Origin of the sequence: Candidatus Schneideria nysicola, from assembly GCF_019923565.1 — a bacterium.
GTDB lineage: Bacteria > Pseudomonadota > Gammaproteobacteria > Enterobacterales > Enterobacteriaceae > Schneideria > Schneideria nysicola.
Genome location: NZ_CP074435.1, coordinates 115077 through 135494 on the forward strand (window position 1 = coordinate 115077; position 20418 = coordinate 135494).

A 20418-nucleotide genomic window follows, 5' to 3' on the forward strand; every position below is an offset into this window, starting at 1 on the left:
ACTCTCTGTATTATTTCTATAATGATTCATAAATCTCTTATGAAAGATAAGATACGTAAAAAAATTATGGCACATCGTTCTACTATAACATATGAAGAAAAATATTATGCTGCTGTTAATATAGTAAAAAAAATTGTTGAGGATAAACGTTTAGAATCCGCCAAAAATTTCTCCATATTTTTTTCTTATAAAAGTGAATTAAATACATATAAATTAATTCAATATTTTTGGAAAAATAATAAAAAAGTTTATCTTCCGGTATTACATCCTTTTACAGAGAATCATCTTATTTTTTTAGAATATACTATCTTTACAACACTTATTAAGAATAAATATAACGTTTATGAACCTCAGCTAAATGTTAGAAAAATAATACCATTAGAAAAATTAGATGTCATTTTTATTCCTTTAGTAGCTTTTAATAGTCAAGGATATCGAATTGGGATGGGTGGAGGTTTCTATGATCGCATTCTATATTGGAAATATAAAAAGAATATGAAAATGCTTCCAATTGGATTAGCTTATGATTTTCAACTGATTGAAAAATCAGATTTTCCTATTGAGGATTGGGATATCCCTTTACCAGAAATTATTACACCGTCTCATCATTGGATTTTTAACAAAATCCATAAATGAATAAAGAATTCATTATCAAACTAAATATCAAACGAAAATAGCTTCTTAATTTAGATATTTTAAAAGATTTTCATTATAGATAGTCATTTGGGAGAGATATAAATTGGAAATTAAAGATTTAATCGTGATAGGTGGAGGAATTAATGGAGTTGGTATTGCAGCAGATGCTGCTGGACGTGGATTGTCTGTGGTATTACTTGAAGCACAAGATCTCGCATCTGCTACGTCTTCTGCAAGTTCCAAACTTATTCATGGAGGATTACGTTATCTTGAAAATTATGAATTTCGTTTAGTAAGGGAAGCATTAGCTGAAAGAGAAATTTTACTCAAAATGGCTCCACATATTATTAGTCCAATGAGATTTTGTCTACCACATCGTCCTCATTTACGTCCTGCATGGTTAATTAGAATGGGTTTATTTATTTATGATCATCTAGTGAAACGTACTAGTTTACCTGCAAGTAATCAGTGTTTTTTCAATCAAGATTCTTCTATATTAAAACCAGATATTACTAAAGGATTTCAATATTCGGATTGTTGGGTAGATGATGCTCGTTTAGTTATTATTAATGCTCAAGAAATAGTAAAAAAAGGTGGAGAAGTCAAGACACGTATGCAAGTCATTCATGCCAAACGTCATGAATCATATTGGATAATCAAAGCTAAAAATATATTAAATGGAGAGATTTATACTTTGCATAGTAAAGGACTCGTTAATGCTGCCGGTCCATGGGTAAAAGAATTAATTGATAACAATATTGAAGAGAATCTGGAAGAGACTCAAAATTCATTAAAATATAATGTTCGTCTTATAAAAGGGAGTCATATTGTTGTCCCTCGCACACATACGCTACCTTTAGCTTTTATTCTTCAAAATGAAGATAAACGTATCATATTTGTTATCCCATGGATGAACCAATTTTCTATAATAGGTACTACTGATATAGAATATTTGGATGATCCAAGAAAAGTCACTATTGATGATAATGAAATTGAGTATTTATTGAATATTTATAATTCTTACTTTAAAAAACCTTTAAACAGAAAAAACATAATATGGCATTATTCTGGAGTACGTTCCCTATATGATGATCAATCTAAAACAGCACAAAAAATAACCAGAGATTATATTTTATCTGTAAGTGATAAACAAGGCCGTCTTCCTTTATTGTCCGTATTAGGGGGAAAAATTACTACATATCGTAAACTAGCAGAACATGCAATGAATAAATTAATGAAATATTATCCTCATGCTAAAGGAGCTTGGACAAGTCATATAATTCTATCAGGTGGTAATATAGAAAATATGGATAATTATTTAGAACATATAAAACATATGTTTCCTTTTCTTTCAGAAGAATTAGCGAAACGATATATATATACTTATGGTACCTGTACTGAAGATTTATTAAATGGGATCCATACAATTCAAAATTTAGGTGAACACTTTGGTCATGGTCTACACGAAGTAGAATTAAATTATTTAATAAAAAAAGAATGGGCAATGGAATTAGATGATATTATTTGGAGAAGAACCAAATTAGGTATGTGGTTAAACAAAGATCAAAAAAATAGAATTAGTAAATGGCTTCTAGCCAATACTTCTCATAAAGAAGAAAAATAAATAAAGATATTCATTCTATCGAAATAAATTCATGTATATTTTAGGGATTGAAACATCTTGTGACGAAACAGGAATAGCAATTTATAGCGCTATTCATGGTTTGATTGCAAATCAATTATATAGTCAAATAGAGTTACATAAGCATTATGGTGGTGTAGTACCTGAATTAGCCTCTCGAGATCATATTAGAAAGATCATCCCATTAATAAAAAAAGTATTAGAAGAATCACAATTAAAATTAACCGATATTCAAGGAATTGCTTATACAAATGGACCAGGACTAATTAGTGCACTTATGATAGGTGCAATGGTTGGGCGATCATTAGCCTATGCATTAGATATTCCTGCTATTGCCATTAATCATATGGAAGGACACCTTCTATCTCCGATGTTAGAATCCCATTATTCTCCTGTTTTTCCCTTTGTTGCTCTTCTTATTTCTGGAGGACATACACAGCTTGTTGCTGCTAATAGTATTGGTAATTATAAATTATTAGGAGAATCTATTGATGACGCTATTGGGGAAACTTTTGACAAAATAGCTAAACTTCTTGGTCTGAGTTATCCTGGTGGTTCTATACTATCATCTATAGCTAAAAAAGGGATTCCTGGAAAATATAAATTTCCTAAACCAATGATTAAACACTCAGGTCTAAATTTTAGTTTTTCTGGACTAAAAACTTTTGTAGCAAATCTTATTCATAAAAGTGTTCTCGATGAACAAAAACGTGCCGATATTGCAAGAGCATTTGAAGATACCATCGTAGATATTCTGACTATTAAATGTCAACGTGCCTTAGATCAAACTGGATTGAATAGGCTAGTAGTTGCAGGAGGGGTAAGTGCTAATACCACCATCCGTCTACAATTGAAAAATTTTATGAAAAAAAGAGGAGGTACAGTCTATTATACAAGACCTGAATTCTGTACAGATAATGGTGCAATGATTGCTTATGCCGGATTGATGCGAATACAGCAGCAATATGGATCGTCGATAAATACGAATAATAATATTGCAATGACTACTGTACAACCTCGTTGGAATATTGAAGAACTAGAATAGCTATTTATCCTGGTTCTTTTTAATCAAATATTGCAAAATATTATCTTCTTTTCCATTTAACAATCTTCTTATATTCTCATAGTGTCTGAATATTATTAAAAAAGCTAGTATTATTACTGGAATAATAATTTCTTGCTGAAAAAAACTATAGATTAATCCTATTAATATAGCGATAATCGATCCAAGTGATGAATATCCAAATATTAAGACTATTACAATCCACGTAACAATCATTAATATAGATAGTATAGGATTAATTACCATCATACCTCCTAATACGGGGGCTACTCCCTTTCCACCTTTAAAATGGAAAAATATTGGATATATGTGACCAATACAAGTAGAAACAGTAATTAATCCAAGATAAAATAACGATATATCATCACATAATAATTTTCCTAATAATACTGGAAATATACCTTTAAAAATATCTAGTATAGCTACAAACAATGATAATATTTTTCCATGTAAACGTAACATATTAGTAGAACCAGGATTATAAGATCCCTGTTTTCGTAAATCTGGTAATTTCGCTATTTTACAAATTAATATAGAATTTGAAATAGATCCAATTAAATAAGCAAAAACTATTAATCCAACTATCATAATACTATTCATAATAATATCTAATATTTCTCTCTTTCTTTCTTGATTAATGAGTAATTTTAAACATATATTATCTTTTTTTAAAGAAAAAATTAATAATAGGAATATGGATGGATATTTTATTTATTGAGAAGTTAAATGTAATAACATTTATTGGCATATATAAATGGGAAAAAGAAAGAAAACAAAAATTAGTATTAGATATAGAAATCGGTATTTCAATAGATAATCATCAACTCAATCAGAATAATTATATAAATTATATAGATATTAGTAATACGATTCTTAAATTTTTCAAAGATAAAAAATTTGATTTGATAGAAAATATTGCAGAGAAAATTGCATACTTATTAATAACCCAGTTTAATTTACCCTGGATACGTATTAAAATTAGTAAACCTGGAGCAATAGCTCAATCTAGTAATGTTGGAATTATTATAGAACGCGTAAAGAAAGATTTTTCTTAATATAAATTTAGATATAGATAGATCATGATGAATGAGATAATAATTGCATTTATAATAGGATTAATAGAAGGTTTAACAGAGTTCTTACCCGTTTCTTCAACGGGACATATTATTCTGGCCAATAAAATATTTAACTTTACTGGAAATAAAGCAAAAGTTTTTGATGTTATAATTCAACTAGGTGCTATTTTTTCTATAGTTATATTATTTCGACAACAATTATTAAAAATTATTGGTATTTCTTCTAAAAAAGAAACATCTCCTTATCAGTATCATATACAATATCCACATATTATACTAGGAATCTCACCTATAGTTGTAATAGGGTTAGTATGTTATAAACAAATTCAACAAATATTTTCTTTATATTATGTAATATATGGATTAATTGCAGGTTGTTTTTTTTTCTTTATTAGTGAATGTTTAAAACCTAAACAACCCATTGCATTAAAAATTAATGATATAAACTGTTTGCAGGCTTTTTTAATTGGTTGTTTCCAATGTTTATCTCTATTTCCTGGTTTTTCTCGTTCAGGAGCTACTATTGCAGGAGGAATACTAATTGGGGTCAGTAGAAAAGCATCGTCTGAATTTTCGTTTATCTTGGCGGTACCAATAATATTTGGGGCATCAATATTGGAGATATATAAAAATGCGGCATTATTTACTAAACAGGATATTCCTATATTTATAGTAGGGTTCATTACTGCATTTTTAACTGCCTTAATTGTAATAAGATTATTTATAAATATTATTCAAAAAACCTCTCTTTTCCCTTTTATTATTTATCGTGTAGTATTAGCGATATACGCATATTCATGGTTATGAGTAAAACTGTATTAAATAAAATCGAAATTATAAATTATGAAAAAAATAGAAACAAGATTAATTCAAGCTGGAAGAGAAAAACATTTTACTAGAGGAGCCGTCAATCCTGTGATTCAACGTGCTTCTTCTATTATATTTGATTCCTATTCCGATCAAAAAAGAGCCATTAAAGAGTGTACAAAACAAAGTACACTGTTTTACGGAAGAAGAGGAACTTTAACACATTTTTCTTTACAACAGACTATCATTGAATTAGAAGGAGGAGTGGGTTGTACTTTATATCCATGTGGTACAGCAGCAATAGCAAGTACTATCTTATCCTTCGTTTCTTTAAATGATCATATATTAGTTACTGAAACAGCTTATGAAGCGACACAAAAATTTTGTCACTCACTTCGTAGTAAAATGAATATTACTACTACATGGTTTCATCCTTTGATAGGTTTAGATATTTCTACTTTAATTCAAGAAAAAACTCGTATAGTTCTGCTTGAATCTCCTGGTTCTATTACGATGGAAGTACATGATATCCCATCTATTGTCAAAGCAATACGGGATACAAATCCTAATATAATCATTATTATTGATAACACTTGGTCATCAGGTTTATTATTAAATGCATTGAAAATGGGTGTAGATATTTCTCTATATTCTGGAACCAAATATATTCTTGGACATTCAGATGCCATGATTGGGATAGCCGTCGCAAACAGTCGTTGTTGGGAACAATTACATGAACAATCTTATTTGATGGGACAAATTATTGATGCAGATACCGCTTATTTAGCATTAAGAGGACTACGTACATTGAAAATTCGATTAAAACAACATGGAAAAAGTAGTTTATTTATTGCAACTTGGTTAAATTCTCATCCAGCAGTGGCTTTTATTAATCATCCTGCCTTTTCGAGTTGCAAAGGACATGAATTTTTTATTCGAGATTTTAGTGGAACTAGTGGTCTTTTTTCATTTGTTTTACGTAAACGATTAACACATCGTCAATTAGAAAATTATTTAGATAATTTTAAATATTTTAAAATTGCATATTCTTGGGGAGGATATGAATCCTTAATCTTAGCAAAACAACCGGAAGAAATAGCAGTACTCCGTCCTATTAGTGGAGTGAATTTTACTGGTACACTTATCCGTTTACATATTGGATTAGAAAACTGTTATGATTTAATTGAAGATTTAGAGAAAGGATTTTCACGTATTTCAGAAATTACACTCTAATTTTATGATGGAATAAAACCTTCTTATAGAGAGAAGAATAAAGATCAAATTTTATTCTTTAAGTAATATTACTTACTTTTCTATTTATAATCATGAATAAAGCACCACTATATTACCAAAATAGTTCATACTTTGAATTCAATAGAACACAATGGTCAAAAATATGTAATTCAGTGGAAATTTTAAGTACATCAGAAATAGATACTTTAAAAAAAGTTGATAACAATGTGTCATTAAAAGAAATTTTAGATATTTATTTACCTTTATCGCAATTACTGAATATATATATTCATTCTAATTTACGCCATCAAGCGAATATATCTCAATTTTTTAAAATTAGTAATAGACGTAATCCTCCTTATATAATAGGAATAACAGGGAGTGTTGCAGCTGGAAAAAGCACTATCGCTAGGATACTACAAATACTATTAAGTCATAGATATAAACAAAGATCAGTAGAATTAGTAACGACAGATGGATTTTTATACTCCAATAAAATATTAAAAAAAAGAAAATTAATGAAAAAAAAAGGGTTTCCACAATCTTATGATAATCAGAGTCTTTTAAAATTTATTTCGCATATTAAAGCAGGATATAAAGTCAGTGTCCCAATTTATTCTCATTTAATTTATGATATTGTACAAAATAACAATAAAGTTCTATCTCAACCTGATATTCTTCTTCTAGAAGGATTAAATATCCTACAAACTAATAATTCTATTAAAAATAGAAAAAATTTATTTATTTCTGATTTTATCGATTTTTCTATTTATGTAGATGCACCACAATATTTATTACAAAACTGGTATGTAGAAAGATTTCTCCAATTTTATCAAGATTCTTTTACAAATCCCAATTCGTATTTCCATAATTACACCAATCTGTCTAGAAAAGAAGCGAGAATGCTAGCTAATCAAACTTGGATAAAAATAAATGGCATAAATTTAAAAAAAAATATTTTACCTACTCGTGAACGAGCCAATCTCATTTTAAGTAAAATAAACGATCACTCTGTAAATAAAGTACGAATACGTAAATAGAGAAATCATTGAGAAGCCGCCATTAAATTAATCGCATAGATAAATCTATGGCGCGCACATTTTTAGTAATTGCACCTACAGAGATATAATCAATTCCAGTTAATGCATATTGTCTTATATTACTTAAGTTAATATTACCGGATACTTCTAATTTGGTACGTTGATTATTTAATTTTACGGCTTGAAGAATATCTTCATAGCTGAAATTATCAAGCAGAATTCTATCGGCATTAGCTTCTATAGCTTCTTGAAGTTCTTTTATATTTTCTACTTCTATTTCTATTTTTTTATTAATATTGAGTTTAGATGCATATTCTATTGCATTAGAAATAGAACCTGTTGCAATAATATGATTTTCTTTAATTAAAAAAGCATCGGATAAATCAAGACGATGATTCTTTCCTCCACCACACAATACCGCATATTTCAATGCCGTTCTTAAACCGGGTAATGTTTTTCTCGTATCCAATAAAATGGCATCTGTCCCTTTTAAAAGATCTACATAACCTTTTGTTTCCGTTGCTACTCCACATAGTGTTTGTATAAAATTTAGAGCAGTACGTTCTCCAGTTAACAACATAGGCGCAGAACCACTTAAATAACATAATATTTGTTTCTTTGATATAATATCGGTATCATTTACTAACCAATCAATTTTTATAATATCTTCTTTATTCTTATTTAATTCATTTAATTGTAAGAAAACTTCTTCAAACCAATATTTTCCACAAAAAATACCTGAATCATTAGCAATAATTTTTGCCTTGACATGCTGTTTTTTAGAAAGTAATAAACTAGTAATATCAGATTGTAGATTAAGGTTTCCACCTAAATCTTCTCTTAATGCTATATTCACTATTCTTGGAATATCTTTTTTCATACGTTCAAATAGTTTATTAGTACGATCAATATTTTTTAACATACTATCTTTTTTTCGCCTCTATATCATAAACCTTCTTCTATAAGAAGATATAAGATGTTCTTCTTTTCAATATATTATATAATGAAATTATTCATATTAGAAATATTTTAAGTATATCAGTTTCAGTAGAGAGAAAATATGAATACTCTATTAGAGATTATTGTTTGTCCAATATGTCAAGGAGAGCTTTATCTTCATAACAAACAAGAATTAATTTGTAAATCAGAAAAATTAGCATATCCAATATATGATGGGGTACCTATTTTACTCGAAAAAGTATTACGTGTTTTCACTGAAGAAGAGATCAAGATATGAAATTTATTGTGATTATTCCTGCACGTTTTTCTTCTACTCGTTTTCCCGGCAAACCTCTAGTCAACATCAATAATAAACCTATGATCATTCATGTAATGGAACGAGCGATAGAATCGGGTGCAAACCAAGTAATCGTAGCGACAGATCATATAAATATATTCAATATAGTTCAAGAGGCAGGAGGAAATGCTTGCTTAACATCAAGTCAACATCAATCTGGTACAGAAAGAATATGGGAAGTTATAAAAAAATATAAATTTAACAATGAAGAAATTATTGTGAATTTACAAGGAGATGAGCCATTTATTCCTCCAACACTTATATCTCAAATAGTAACGCATTTAATGAATCATTCTCATATCAAGATGATAACACTAGCGCTATCTTCTCGAATGAATGAAAATGACGCATTCCATCCTAACATCGTCAAAGTCGTGATTGACAAAAACAACTATGCTCTTTATTTTTCTCGATCTCTTATTCCATGGGGAAATCAAATATCATTAAACAATCATGAAAATACCTATGAAATATTACAACATATTGGTATTTATGCATATCGTGTTAATTTTATTAAACGTTATATACATTGGAAAATGAGTCCATTAGAACAAATAGAAAAATTAGAACAGCTTAGAGTATTATGGTATGGAGAAAAAATATATGTCAAAACCACTCCTATTTTATTTAAAACAGGAATTAATGATCCTAAAGATCTCTAATAAAAATTAAATGTTTTTTAATAAAATTATTGATATAATTCCAATTTACTATTAGAATAAAAATAGTTGATATTAAAATTGTTCCTCTGTAGTTCAGTTGGTAGAACGGCGGACTGTTAATCCGTATGTCACTGGTTCGAGTCCAGTCAGAGGAGTAATAAAGAATCACTCATTTCTCTATTTCTATGCGAAATAATTTCACTATGACATAAAACATCATTATTTAGATATAATGATGTTGTTTAACCACTTCTAGTCAATATCATTATCATTCAACATTCTTCATTCAACAATAATTTTCAGAATATTTACATTACAACATGATAAAGAATAATTATACACATCTTCCTGTACTACTTAATGAAGTAATAAATAGTATGAAGATTAAAATGGATGGAATTTATTTAGATTGCACTTTTGGAAGAGGTGGACATTCTAAAAGAATATTATCTAAACTCGGAGAAAACGGTCGATTATTAGCTGTAGATCGTGATATTATTGCTGTAGAAATAGCAAAAAAAACGATTATAGATTCACGATTTACTATAATACATACCTCCTTTTCTAGGATTAGCAAATATTTATTTGAACATAATTTACTAGGAAAAATAAACGGAATCTTACTAGATCTAGGAGTATCTTCTCCACAATTAGATGATTCTCAAAGAGGTTTTTCTTTTATGTCTAATGGACCATTAGATATGCGAATGGATCAATCTCAAGGTCTCTCTGCAGCAGATTGGATAAGAAACGCTTCCAAGGAAGAAATGACCAAAGTGTTAAAAAATTTTGGACAGGAAAAATATGCGAAAAATATTGCAAAATCTCTCTATTATCTTCAAAGAAATCATAATCTTGTACTTTCAACTACTCAAGATTTAGTTAAAGTAATTAAAAAATTAGGAAAATATGATGGTCGTAAGCATCCAGCAACGCGTTGTTTTCAAGCAATTCGTATCCATATTAATCAAGAATTAGAGGAGATAAAAAAAATATTAGAAGATGTATTTCGTATACTGATTCCTGGAGGAATATTATCAGTAATAAGTTATAATTCTTTAGAGGACAAATTAATCAAATATTTCATGTATAATAATAGTAACATCAATCAATGGATTCCATCTGATTTACCTCTAAATGAGGAACAGCGAAGAAAGAAACAGCGTCAATCCCATAAGTTCATGTTTAAAATATCTAAAAAAATCCGTCCTTCTACTCAAGAAATCATAAATAATCCTCGTGCACGGAGTGCAATTTTACGTATTGCTGAAAAGATATCTTTCTAAGTATGAATAGTCGATATAAATTAAAAAAAGTTATTCGATTAGAAAAATTTATTAGAGATGATATCTTAATATATGGAAAAACTCCATTTTTTCTTCTAATTTTAATTATTATATCATCAATGTTAATAATTAATATTACCTATAAAACTAGATTATTAATTATAGAACATGAAAAAATAATATTAGAAGAAAAGTTATTAGATATAGAATGGCGTAATTTAATTCTGGAAGAGTCTACACTTGGAAACTCTAACCGTATAGAAGATATAGCTCTTACTAAACTACACATGCAATATATAGATCCCCTCAATGAAAGAAAAATTTCAATGAAGGATTAACTGATTGGCAAATTTAATCAGAGGATTTCCATATCGGAAATATAATAGGCGTTTTATTGTATTATCTAGCAGTATTGGATTAGTTTTATTAGGTTTAATATTAAGAATATCTTATTTACAAATAATCAATCCTAACCCTTTTATTAAACAAGGCGATATGCGCTCTATTCGTGTTGAGTATATTCCAACTCCAAGAGGGATGATAAAAGATCGAATTGGACGACCATTAGCAATAAGTATCCCTGCCTATTCTATTGGTATCGATCCTAAAAAAATAGATGATTTAAATCATATTATTAATGATGATCGCTGGAAAGCACTATCTGCAATACTTGCAATTCCTATCAACAAAATTTTGGAGCGTATTCAATCTAATCAAAATAGCCGTTTTATTTATCTAGCAAGACAAGTTAATCCTACTATTGGTGAGAATATTAGTAAACTTGCATTACCAGGAGTCTATTTAGGACAAGAATCTAAAAGATATTATCCTGCAGGGAAGGTAACCGCACATATAGTCGGTGTGACTAATATAGATCATATTGGGATTGAAGGAATAGAAAAAAGTTTTGATCATTGGTTAACAGGTAAACCTAGTAAACGTATCATTCGTAAAGACCGTTTAGGTCAAGTAATAGAAACTATTTCATCTATAGCAGGTCAGGAAGCCAATCAATTAACGCTAAGTATTGATATAAGATTACAATCCTTAGTATATCGTGAATTAAATCACGCTGTTATTTTAAATAAAGCTGAATCTGGTACAGCAGTATTAATAGATATTGATACTGGAGAAATACTAGCTATGACTAATAGTCCCTCTTATGATCCCAATAATTTAAATGTAGCAAATAATATTATAAATAATTTAAGAAATCGTGCAGTAACGGATAGTTTTGAACCAGGATCAACTATTAAACCTATTGTGATAATGGCAGCGTTACAATGTGGAATAGTTAACGTCAATAGTGTTATTAATACTCTTCCCTATTCCGTTAATGGATATCAAATTAAAGATGTCGTACATCATAATGAACTCACTCTTACCGAAATATTAAAAAAATCTAGTAATGTTGGTGTATCTAAATTGGCACTATCTATGCCACTATCGGTTCTTCTGAATACTTATACTCTTTTTGGAATTGGACAAAAAACAAATTTAGGACTAACGGGAGAAAGTAGCGGGTTTTATCCCCAAAAAAGATGGTCAAAAATTGATAGAGCGACTTTTTCTTATGGTTATGGATTAATGGTAACACCATTACAATTAGCACGAGTTTATGCCACTATAGGTAGCATGGGAATACTCAGACCACTATCCATTATACGTGTAGATTCTCCTGTGCCTGGAAAAAGAATATTTTCTGCCAAATTAGTTCGCACCATCATAAATATGATGGAAAGTATATCTTTACCGGGTGAAATTGGAATGAAAGCCGCTGTGACCGGTTATCGCGTAGCCATTAAAACCGGAACTACAAAAAAAGTGGGTCCAAATGGAAAATATATAAATAAATACATTGCATATACGGCTGGAATTGCTCCAGCTAGTCGTCCTCGATTTGCATTATTGATCATTATTAATGATCCCAAAGCTGGACAATATTATGGAGGTGCCGTATCCGCTCCAGTATTTAGTAATATTATGAGAAATGTTTTACGTATCATGAATATAGAACCCGATGCAATAAAATCAAAAAAAATACTTTGATGTTTAGTGAATAAACGAGGTTTGATCAATGGAATGAAGAATAATGCTAGATTATACGAATTATTGAAAAAAGGAATGAAAAATATCTCTCTCTCTTTTCTAAAAGACATGAAAATGGATAGCCGTATAACAAGTAAAGGAGATTTATTTATAGCTATTCCTGGTGATAGAACTGATGGAAGGTATTATATAAATGAAGCTATAAAAAATGGAGTAGCAGTGATATTAGCCGAAGCGGATAATCCACTTCAAGATGGAAAAATTACTATACAAAACGGTACACCCATTATTTATGTAAATCAACTTAAATTACATTTATCCGATTTGGCGGGTCAATTTTATAATCATCCATCTCATTTCATGCATCTTATTGGAATAACAGGAACAAACGGAAAAACCACGACGACTTATCTTATCGCACAGTGGGCTTCATTACTTAATGAATCTAGTACGATACTCGGAACTATTGGGAATGGTTTATTATATGATACTCAACCTAGTACGCATACCACCGAATCTGCAATAGATATTCAAAGATTACTAGCAACATTTATAAAAAAATACAAAACCACATTGTGTGCAATGGAAGTATCTTCTCATGGTCTCGTTCAGAATCGAGTCAATGGTTTACGATTTGCAGTAGCGTTATTTCTTAATCTTAGTCACGATCACTTAGACTATCATGGTAACATGAAAAAGTATGAATTAGCTAAAAGAAAACTATTTGATAATTTAGATGTTAAAGAAAGAATTTTTAATATAGATGATCCTATTGGAAAAAAATGGTTAATATCTTTTCCTAATGCGATTGCAGTCACTACTAAGCAAAATCTTTTACCTAAAAGTTGGAAAGGAAAATGGTTAAAAATGAGCAAAATTGATTATTATAATTACAGTGCTAATATAACTTTTCAATCCAGTTGGGGATCAGGTAGAATACATAGTAAACTTATTGGAGAATTTAATTATAGTAATTTGTTAATGGCTTTAGCTACACTTCTAACCCTAGGTTATCCTCTTCAATTACTACTTGAAACAGCTAATCAATTAAAATTAGCGTATGGACGTATGGAAATATTTAATACTAATGAAAGTCCATTAATTATTATAGATTATGCTCATACTCCTGATGCTTTAGAAAAAGTTCTAAAAGCAGCTACAATATACTGTAGAGGGAAATTGTGGTGTATATTTGGTTGTGGAGGCGATCGTGACAAAGCAAAACGTCCCTTTATGGGAAAGATTGCAGAAAAATATTCGGATAAAGTTATTATTACAAGCGACAATTCACGGAGTGAATCACTATATGATATAAGTAAAGATATACAAAGTGGTTTAAAGAGGAGAATTTCTCCTCTAGATGTTATTCCTAGTCGGAAGCAAGCTATTACTAGTGTTATTAATAAAGCGAACTCTATAGATGTTATAGTAATAGCAGGAAAAGGACATGAAGAATACCAAATTATTGGAAATAATTATATTCCACATAGTGACCGTCTTCTTGTTTCGCAATTATTAGGTATAGTATGATTCCCATTAGCTTACTTCATATTGCATCTATTCTTAATGCAAAGCTTATTGGCGTGGATTGTATGATTCAATCCATTAGTATTGATTCTCGTATTGCGGAAAAAGATTGTTTATTCATTGCCATCAAGGGTAAAAAATTTGATGGACATGAATTCGCAATGAAAAAAAACACTATGCATGCAAATATAATTGCTCTCTTAGTCAACCAAATACTTCCAATAAAAATACCTCAGATTATAGTTACAGATACTAAACATGCTTTAGGAAAGTTAGGTGCTTGGATAAGAAAACAAGTTTCTATACCGACTTTAGCGATTACCGGTTCTTCTGGAAAAACGTCTGTAAAAGAAATGACCGTTTCTATTTTACGAGAATGTGGCAAAGTCGTCGCTACAATAGAAAATTTTAATAATGATATCGGTGTTCCCCTAACGTTACTAAATTTCACTCATCAAGATAATTTTGCAGTAATTGAATTAGGAGCAAGTCGCCCGGGAGAAATTGCATATACAGCCAATTTAGTACAACCCGATACTGCATTAATAAATAATTTATTTCCTGCGCATCTTTCAGGCTTTGGTTCGATAAAAAAAATTGCTGAATCCAAAGGAGAACTATTTTATAGTTTATCATGTCAAGGTCGAGGGATTGTTAATGCTGAGAGTAATGATTGGTTCAATTGGGAAAAAATACTAAAAAATAAAGATGTATGGCGATTTGCATTACAACATCGCTCAAATGTCGATTTTTTTGCTACTGATATTAAAAGTACTATAAATAGTGAAGAATTTACATTAAATAGTCCTCATGGAAGTTGTCGTGTCTATATTCCATTCCCTGGAGAACATCATATTAGGAATGCACTAGCTGCCAGCGCAGCGGCATTATCAGTTGGTGCAGATTTATCGAAAATTTCTGTAGGATTATCTAAATTTAAGACACTTCGTGGTAGATTATATCCTATTTTTTTAAATAAAAGACAGCTTCTATTAGATGATAGTTATAATGCTAATATAGGATCCACTATTGTTTCTGCTCAAGTATTAGCCAAAATGCCAGGATATCGTGTGATGGTAATAGGAGATATTGCAGAATTAGGTCATAAAGTGATTGAATATCATATAAAAATTGGTCAAATCATTTCTAATATATCTGCAATTAATAAAGTACTCAGTATTGGAAAGTTTAGTGAATTTATTAGTCAATATAGTAGATATGGAGAACATTTTAAGGATCATCTCTCATTAGTTTCTCGTTTAATTCAATTATTAACTGAATATAAGATAATGACCGTTTTAGTGAAAGGTTCACGCAGTGCTAAAATGGATCAAATAGTTCGCATGTTACGGGAAAGAAGATAATGTTAGTATTAACTGCGAAATATCTAATCCCATTTTATTCGGAATGTAGTTTTTTTTCTTATCTAACTTTTCGATCGATTACCAGTCTTTTAACTGCGTTTTTTATTGCGTTATTAATAGGATCGCCATTAATTAGATATTTAAAAAAAAATAAAATAGGACAAATTGTACGTACAAACGGTCCTAAGGAACATTTTCTGAAGAATGGTACCCCAACTTTAGGAGGATTAATAATAATTCTATCAATTATTATTTCTACTATAATATGGGCGAAACTCTCTAATCCATACATTTGGTATGTATTATTCATATTAATAACTTACGGGATGATTGGGTTTATAGATGATTATCGTAAAATAGTTTCAAACGGGAATGGACTAACAGCAAAATGGAAATACTTGTTTCAGTCCATTATAGCACTGATAATTTCTATCATATTATTTATGACAGATACGATAGCATCCGAGGCGTATTTAAATATACCTTTTTTTAAAAATGTTATACTAATATTAGGTATATGGTATATACCATTGGCTTATTTTGTCATTGTAGCGACTAGTAATGCCGTTAATCTAACGGATGGATTAGATGGATTGGCCATTATGCCAATCGTCTTTGTTTCAGGTGGATTAGCTATCATAGCATGGACTACTGGAAATAGTTATTTTGCGAATTATATTAATATTCCTTATATCTCTCTTTCTGAAGAACTAGTGATCGTTTGCACAGCTATTATTGGATCGGGTTTGGGTTTTTTATGGTTTAATGCTTATCCCGCTAAAATTTTTATGGGAGATATGGGTTCTCTAGCATTAGGAGGCGCATTAGGGACGATCGCGGTTTTATTACGTCAAGAAATTTTATTAATTATAATGGGAGGAGTGTTCGTAATAGAAACTCTCTCCGTAATTTTACAAATTGTGTCATTTAAATTATTAGGAATACGAATTGTTAAAATGGCCCCAATCCACCATCATTACGAATTAATAGGTTGTCCGGAGTCACGTGTAATTGTGCGTTTTTGGATTGTTTCTCTACTATTGGTCTTCCTTGGATTAGCCACTTACTTACTATGAATAAAGGTACCGTACCATAATGAGATTCGATTATGAAAGGGAAAATATTGTCATTGTTGGTTTAGGAATGACAGGAATATCATGTGTTAACTTTTTTCTCTCTAAAGGGATCATTCCTCGTGTGATGGATAGTCGTATTACTCCTCCTTATTTACATAAATTATCGAATAAAATTAAATACTGTAGTTTAGGTGAATTTAATGAAAAATGGTTATTAAAAGCTTCTTTAATTATTGTCAGTCCCGGTATTTCTTTAAACAATCCCAAATTAATGTTAGCAGCAGACCGTGGAATTAAAATAATAGGAGACATTGATTTATTCCTACGGGAAACAAACATTCCAGTTGTAGCAATAACTGGTTCGAATGGAAAAAGTACGGTCACTTCATTAATAGGAAAAATGGCTGGTTTTGCAGGTTGGCGTACAGGAATTGGAGGAAATATTGGGTTCCCAGCTCTAGTATTATTGAAGAACCAATCTTGTCAACTATATGTATTGGAACTATCTAGTTTTCAATTAGAAACAACATACTATATGAAAACAATAAAAGCAGCAACAGTTTTGAATGTTCATCAAGAACATATAAATCGTTATCCTCTTGGAATAGAAGAGTATCGTAAAGTAAAAATAAAAATTTATCAACAAGCTGATTTTTGTATCTTTAATGCCGAAGATAATATGACCTTCCCAGATAATAATTGTACCGCACGCAGTATAACATTTGGTATAGATTCTGGAGATTACCACTTAACTTATCGAGATGGAAATATTTGGATAACGGCATATGATAATTTATTATTAAATTGTAGTCAAATACAACTTAAAGGGTTGCATAATTATATGAATATCTTAGCAGCATTAGCTTTGGCAAAAGCAGTAGATATTCCTATTGAAGCTTGTATCTCTGCCATAAAAACATTTAGAGGATTACCCCATAGATTAGAAATCGTTCATGAAAAAAACGGTATTTGTTGGATAAACGATTCTAAGTCAACTAATCCCAGTAGCACTCAAGCAGCTATTGAGTATGTTATTGAGTATGTACAGTGTAAAAGAGGTGGAGTATTACATCTCTTACTTGGTGGAGATAGTAAAAATACAGATTTCATGATCTTATCACCTCTATTAAAAGAGCGTAAAGTTAAGATCTATTGTTTTGGAAAAGATGGATATAAAATGATGGCTATACGTCCAGATGTATCTACTTTTACTGAAAATTTAGAAAAAGCTATGTATCTTATTCGAAATCAAATCAAACCAGGAGATTGTGTTCTTTTATCACCAGCTTGTGCTAGTGTCGATCAATTTGAGAATTTCGAGAATAGGGGGAACCTTTTCACTACATTAGCACATAAAATTGGATAATCCCATCTTCTGCAAAAATATTATTTATGTCAAATCCCATTCATCTTTTGTATGATCGCACATTACTATTTGTATCTGTAGGTTTAACTAGTATTGGTTTTATTATGGTCACTTCTGCGTCGATGCCTTTGGGGGCACGTTTATTCAACGATCCATTTTTCTTTACAAAAAGAAATATAATTTACATAATTTTAGTAATCTTTCTTTCTTTGGGAATATTACGAATACCCATGTTCATTTGGCAAAGATTCAGTAATATACTATTATTTTTTACTATTATTATGTTAGTTGCAGTACTAATAGTTGGACGTTCAGTAAACGGGTCTTCGCGTTGGATTATAATTGGTCCAATATGTATCCAACCTGCTGAGTTATCCAAACTATCGCTACTCTTTTACTTATCGAAGTATTTCGTTCAAGCCATAAAAAATAAATTTTGTAATTTTTATCAACCAATTAGTGTGATGATCTTATTATCATCCCTTCTTTTAGCTCAACCTGATCTAGGAACTGTCCTCGTCTTATTATCTACAACTTTCGCAATGTTATTTCTCATTGGAGCAAAATTATCTCAATTTTTATCCGTTATTACCGTATGTATATTTATAATAATATGTTTAATACTTGATGAACCTTATCGAATAAGAAGAATAATCGCTTTTTGGCATCCTTGGGAAGATCCTTTTGGGGATGGATATCAATTAACTCAATCCATCATGGCATTCGCAAGAGGTTCATTTTGGGGACAAGGATTAGGAAATTCCGTTCAAAAAATGGAATACCTACCGTCGGCTCATACTGATTTTATTTTTGCTATCATTGGCGAAGAACTTGGATACATTGGTGCATTTATCACAGTAATAATGCTGGCTTTTTTAATATTCCGAGCGATGGTAATTGGTCATAAAGCATTAGAAAGCTATCAGTTCTTTTCTGGATTTATGGCTTGTGCTATTGGGATTTGGTTTGGAATACAATCTATTATCAATATAGGTACCGTTCTTGGTATTTTACCTACTAAAGGTATTACATTGCCATTAATTAGTTATGGTGGATCCAGTTTATTAATTATGTCAACAGCATTATTAATCCTATTCAGGATAGATTTTGAAACAAGATTAAAAAAATCACAAGCTTTCATAATACCGATATGAAGAATGAACTAACAGATAGAACACATAGATGCTTAATAATCATTGGTGGAGGCACAGGTGGACATATTTTTCCTGGATTAACGATTGCTCAATCTATGATAGAAAAAGGGTGGAAAGTACGTTGGATAGGTACAAAAGATCGTATGGAATCTTATTTAGTGGAAAAATATGGAATTCATATTGATTTAATTAGATTTTATGGATTTGATGGAAAATCTTTAAAAACCAAGTTACTATATCCAATATATATATATCGTGCCGTTAGAACAGTCCAACATATCATGTGCATCTGTAAACCAGATATAGTTTTAGGCATGGGCAGTTATATTGCTTTTCCAGGCATATTAGCGGCGTGGATTCAAGATATTCCTATCGTATTACACGAACAAAACGCTATAGCTGGGAGAACTAATCGTTTATTATCAAAAATTGCTAATAAAGTACTTCAGGCTTATCCGGGAACTCTATTAGACGCCACAACAGTAGGGAATCCCATTCGAAAGAATATTTTATCTTTATCATTAAAAGATCCCTATGATCGATTGATAAATCGATCAGGACCACTTAGAGTATTAATAACAGGAGGGAGTCAGGGTGCCAAAATTTTTAATAAAATTATGCCGTTGGTATTTTCAAGATTAGCCGTAAAAACTATTTTTTTTCATCAGGTTGGAAAAGGAGCCTTACATGAGATAATCCAATCTTATCCCACAATTAATGCATGCAAAAATTATATATTGGTAGAATTTATTGAGGATATGGCTACAGCTTATGATTGGGCGGATATAATAATATGTCGGTCCGGGGCATTAACAGTCAGTGAAATTGCTACGGTAGGAATACCGGCCTTATTTGTCCCCTTCATACATAAGGATAGACAACAATATTATAATGCACGTCATCTCGAAAAAGTTGGTGCAGCAAAAATTATTGATCAAAAAAATTTTACTGTTTCTAATATAATCGAGATATTGTCCGGAATTAATCGAAAAAATTTATTGCAAATGGCTCAACGTGCTAGATTAGTCGCCTCTTTTGATGCGACGGAACGGGTAACAAGAGAAATACTATCCTTAGTACGTTAAAAATGAAGAGTTCAGGTGACATCTATCGTATCAGTACGTTATTTTTAATATATTA

Annotated in this window: 20 protein-coding genes and 1 tRNA gene; 19 read left to right on the top strand and 2 right to left on the bottom strand. The window is 30.4% G+C overall.

Going from position 1 to position 20418, the window contains the following annotated elements; genetic code table 11:
• Positions 1-21 precede the first annotated feature (21 nt).
• The 3 genes from KEC37_RS00595 (at position 22) to tsaD (ending at position 3323) form a co-directional block, all read left to right on the top strand.
• The gene (locus KEC37_RS00595) at positions 22-636 is read left to right on the top strand and encodes a 5-formyltetrahydrofolate cyclo-ligase (protein ID WP_223139201.1); all 615 of its coding nucleotides are present in this window, start codon (positions 22-24) and stop codon (positions 634-636) included.
• Positions 637-739: 103 nt separating this feature from the next.
• Positions 740-2260, top strand: coding sequence for a glycerol-3-phosphate dehydrogenase (glpD, locus tag KEC37_RS00600; RefSeq protein ID WP_223139680.1), 1521 nt, complete (start codon positions 740-742; stop codon positions 2258-2260).
• Positions 2261-2291: 31 nt separating this feature from the next.
• Positions 2292-3323 (top strand): tRNA (adenosine(37)-N6)-threonylcarbamoyltransferase complex transferase subunit TsaD, encoded by a 1032-nt coding sequence (tsaD, locus tag KEC37_RS00605; protein ID WP_223139681.1) that lies wholly within the window; start codon positions 2292-2294, stop codon positions 3321-3323.
• Here tsaD and plsY read toward each other — a convergent pair whose 3' ends face one another.
• On the bottom strand, positions 3324-3941 hold the full coding sequence (gene plsY / locus KEC37_RS00610) for a glycerol-3-phosphate 1-O-acyltransferase PlsY (protein ID WP_223139204.1): 618 nt from the start codon (positions 3939-3941) through the stop codon (positions 3324-3326).
• Positions 3942-4039: 98 nt separating this feature from the next.
• Between plsY and KEC37_RS00615 the strand changes: the two genes are divergently transcribed.
• The 4 genes from KEC37_RS00615 to coaA all read left to right on the top strand — a co-directional run bounded on the left by KEC37_RS00615 (position 4040) and on the right by coaA (position 7497).
• Positions 4040-4396 carry a FolB domain-containing protein gene (locus KEC37_RS00615; RefSeq protein WP_223138740.1) on the top strand — a complete coding sequence of 119 codons (357 nt, stop codon included), beginning with the start codon at positions 4040-4042 and terminating at the stop codon, positions 4394-4396.
• 27 nt (positions 4397-4423) lie between these two features.
• Positions 4424-5224, top strand: coding sequence for an undecaprenyl-diphosphate phosphatase (locus KEC37_RS00620; RefSeq protein WP_320412369.1), 801 nt, complete (start codon positions 4424-4426; stop codon positions 5222-5224).
• Between the two features lie 36 nt (positions 5225-5260).
• Positions 5261-6457 (top strand): cystathionine beta-lyase, encoded by a 1197-nt coding sequence (gene metC / locus KEC37_RS00625; protein ID WP_223139683.1) that lies wholly within the window; start codon positions 5261-5263, stop codon positions 6455-6457.
• Between the two features lie 92 nt (positions 6458-6549).
• Positions 6550-7497: a type I pantothenate kinase gene (gene coaA / locus KEC37_RS00630; protein ID WP_223139684.1), complete on the top strand. Its 948-nt coding sequence runs from the start codon at positions 6550-6552 to the stop codon at positions 7495-7497.
• A 22-nt stretch (positions 7498-7519) separates the two neighbouring features.
• Here the strand turns inward: coaA and nadC are convergent, their stop codons facing one another.
• A complete protein-coding gene (gene nadC, locus KEC37_RS00635) occupies positions 7520-8419 on the bottom strand; it encodes a carboxylating nicotinate-nucleotide diphosphorylase (RefSeq protein ID WP_223139685.1) in 900 nt (299 codons plus the stop codon).
• Positions 8420-8557: 138 nt separating this feature from the next.
• Between nadC and KEC37_RS00640 the strand changes: the two genes are divergently transcribed.
• The 12 genes from KEC37_RS00640 to murG all read left to right on the top strand — a co-directional run bounded on the left by KEC37_RS00640 (position 8558) and on the right by murG (position 20363).
• The gene (locus tag KEC37_RS00640) at positions 8558-8734 is read left to right on the top strand and encodes a Trm112 family protein (protein WP_223139686.1); all 177 of its coding nucleotides are present in this window, start codon (positions 8558-8560) and stop codon (positions 8732-8734) included.
• Positions 8731-9456, top strand: a complete 726-nt coding sequence (gene kdsB / locus KEC37_RS00645) for a 3-deoxy-manno-octulosonate cytidylyltransferase (protein WP_223138746.1) — start codon at positions 8731-8733, stop codon at positions 9454-9456. The genes KEC37_RS00640 and kdsB overlap by 4 nt, the downstream gene beginning before the upstream one ends.
• Before the next feature lie 82 nt (positions 9457-9538).
• Positions 9539-9611 (top strand) — tRNA-Asn (locus tag KEC37_RS00650).
• 168 nt (positions 9612-9779) lie between these two features.
• The gene (gene rsmH, locus KEC37_RS00655) at positions 9780-10742 is read left to right on the top strand and encodes a 16S rRNA (cytosine(1402)-N(4))-methyltransferase RsmH (protein WP_223139784.1); all 963 of its coding nucleotides are present in this window, start codon (positions 9780-9782) and stop codon (positions 10740-10742) included.
• Between the two features lie 2 nt (positions 10743-10744).
• On the top strand, positions 10745-11080 hold the full coding sequence (gene ftsL, locus KEC37_RS00660) for a cell division protein FtsL (protein WP_223139687.1): 336 nt from the start codon (positions 10745-10747) through the stop codon (positions 11078-11080).
• A gap of 4 nt (positions 11081-11084) precedes the next feature.
• Positions 11085-12791 (top strand): peptidoglycan glycosyltransferase FtsI, encoded by a 1707-nt coding sequence (ftsI, locus tag KEC37_RS00665; RefSeq protein ID WP_223139688.1) that lies wholly within the window; start codon positions 11085-11087, stop codon positions 12789-12791.
• A 33-nt stretch (positions 12792-12824) separates the two neighbouring features.
• Positions 12825-14321 carry a UDP-N-acetylmuramoyl-L-alanyl-D-glutamate--2,6-diaminopimelate ligase gene (gene murE / locus KEC37_RS00670; protein ID WP_223139785.1) on the top strand — a complete coding sequence of 499 codons (1497 nt, stop codon included), beginning with the start codon at positions 12825-12827 and terminating at the stop codon, positions 14319-14321.
• Complete coding sequence (gene murF, locus KEC37_RS00675) at positions 14318-15682, top strand: UDP-N-acetylmuramoyl-tripeptide--D-alanyl-D-alanine ligase (protein WP_223139689.1); 1365 nt, start codon at positions 14318-14320, stop codon at positions 15680-15682. Before murE ends, murF begins: the two co-directional genes overlap by 4 nt.
• Positions 15682-16758 (top strand): phospho-N-acetylmuramoyl-pentapeptide-transferase, encoded by a 1077-nt coding sequence (mraY, locus tag KEC37_RS00680; RefSeq protein ID WP_223139690.1) that lies wholly within the window; start codon positions 15682-15684, stop codon positions 16756-16758. The genes murF and mraY overlap by 1 nt, the downstream gene beginning before the upstream one ends.
• A 19-nt stretch (positions 16759-16777) precedes the next feature.
• Positions 16778-18124, top strand: coding sequence for a UDP-N-acetylmuramoyl-L-alanine--D-glutamate ligase (gene murD, locus KEC37_RS00685; RefSeq protein ID WP_223139691.1), 1347 nt, complete (start codon positions 16778-16780; stop codon positions 18122-18124).
• Entirely contained in the window at positions 18121-19278 is a 1158-nt protein-coding gene (gene ftsW / locus KEC37_RS00690) for a cell division protein FtsW (RefSeq protein WP_420885565.1), read from the top strand. The genes murD and ftsW overlap by 4 nt, the downstream gene beginning before the upstream one ends.
• Positions 19275-20363, top strand: coding sequence for an undecaprenyldiphospho-muramoylpentapeptide beta-N-acetylglucosaminyltransferase (gene murG / locus KEC37_RS00695; protein WP_223139693.1), 1089 nt, complete (start codon positions 19275-19277; stop codon positions 20361-20363). Before ftsW ends, murG begins: the two co-directional genes overlap by 4 nt.
• Positions 20364-20418: the final 55 nt, after the last annotated feature.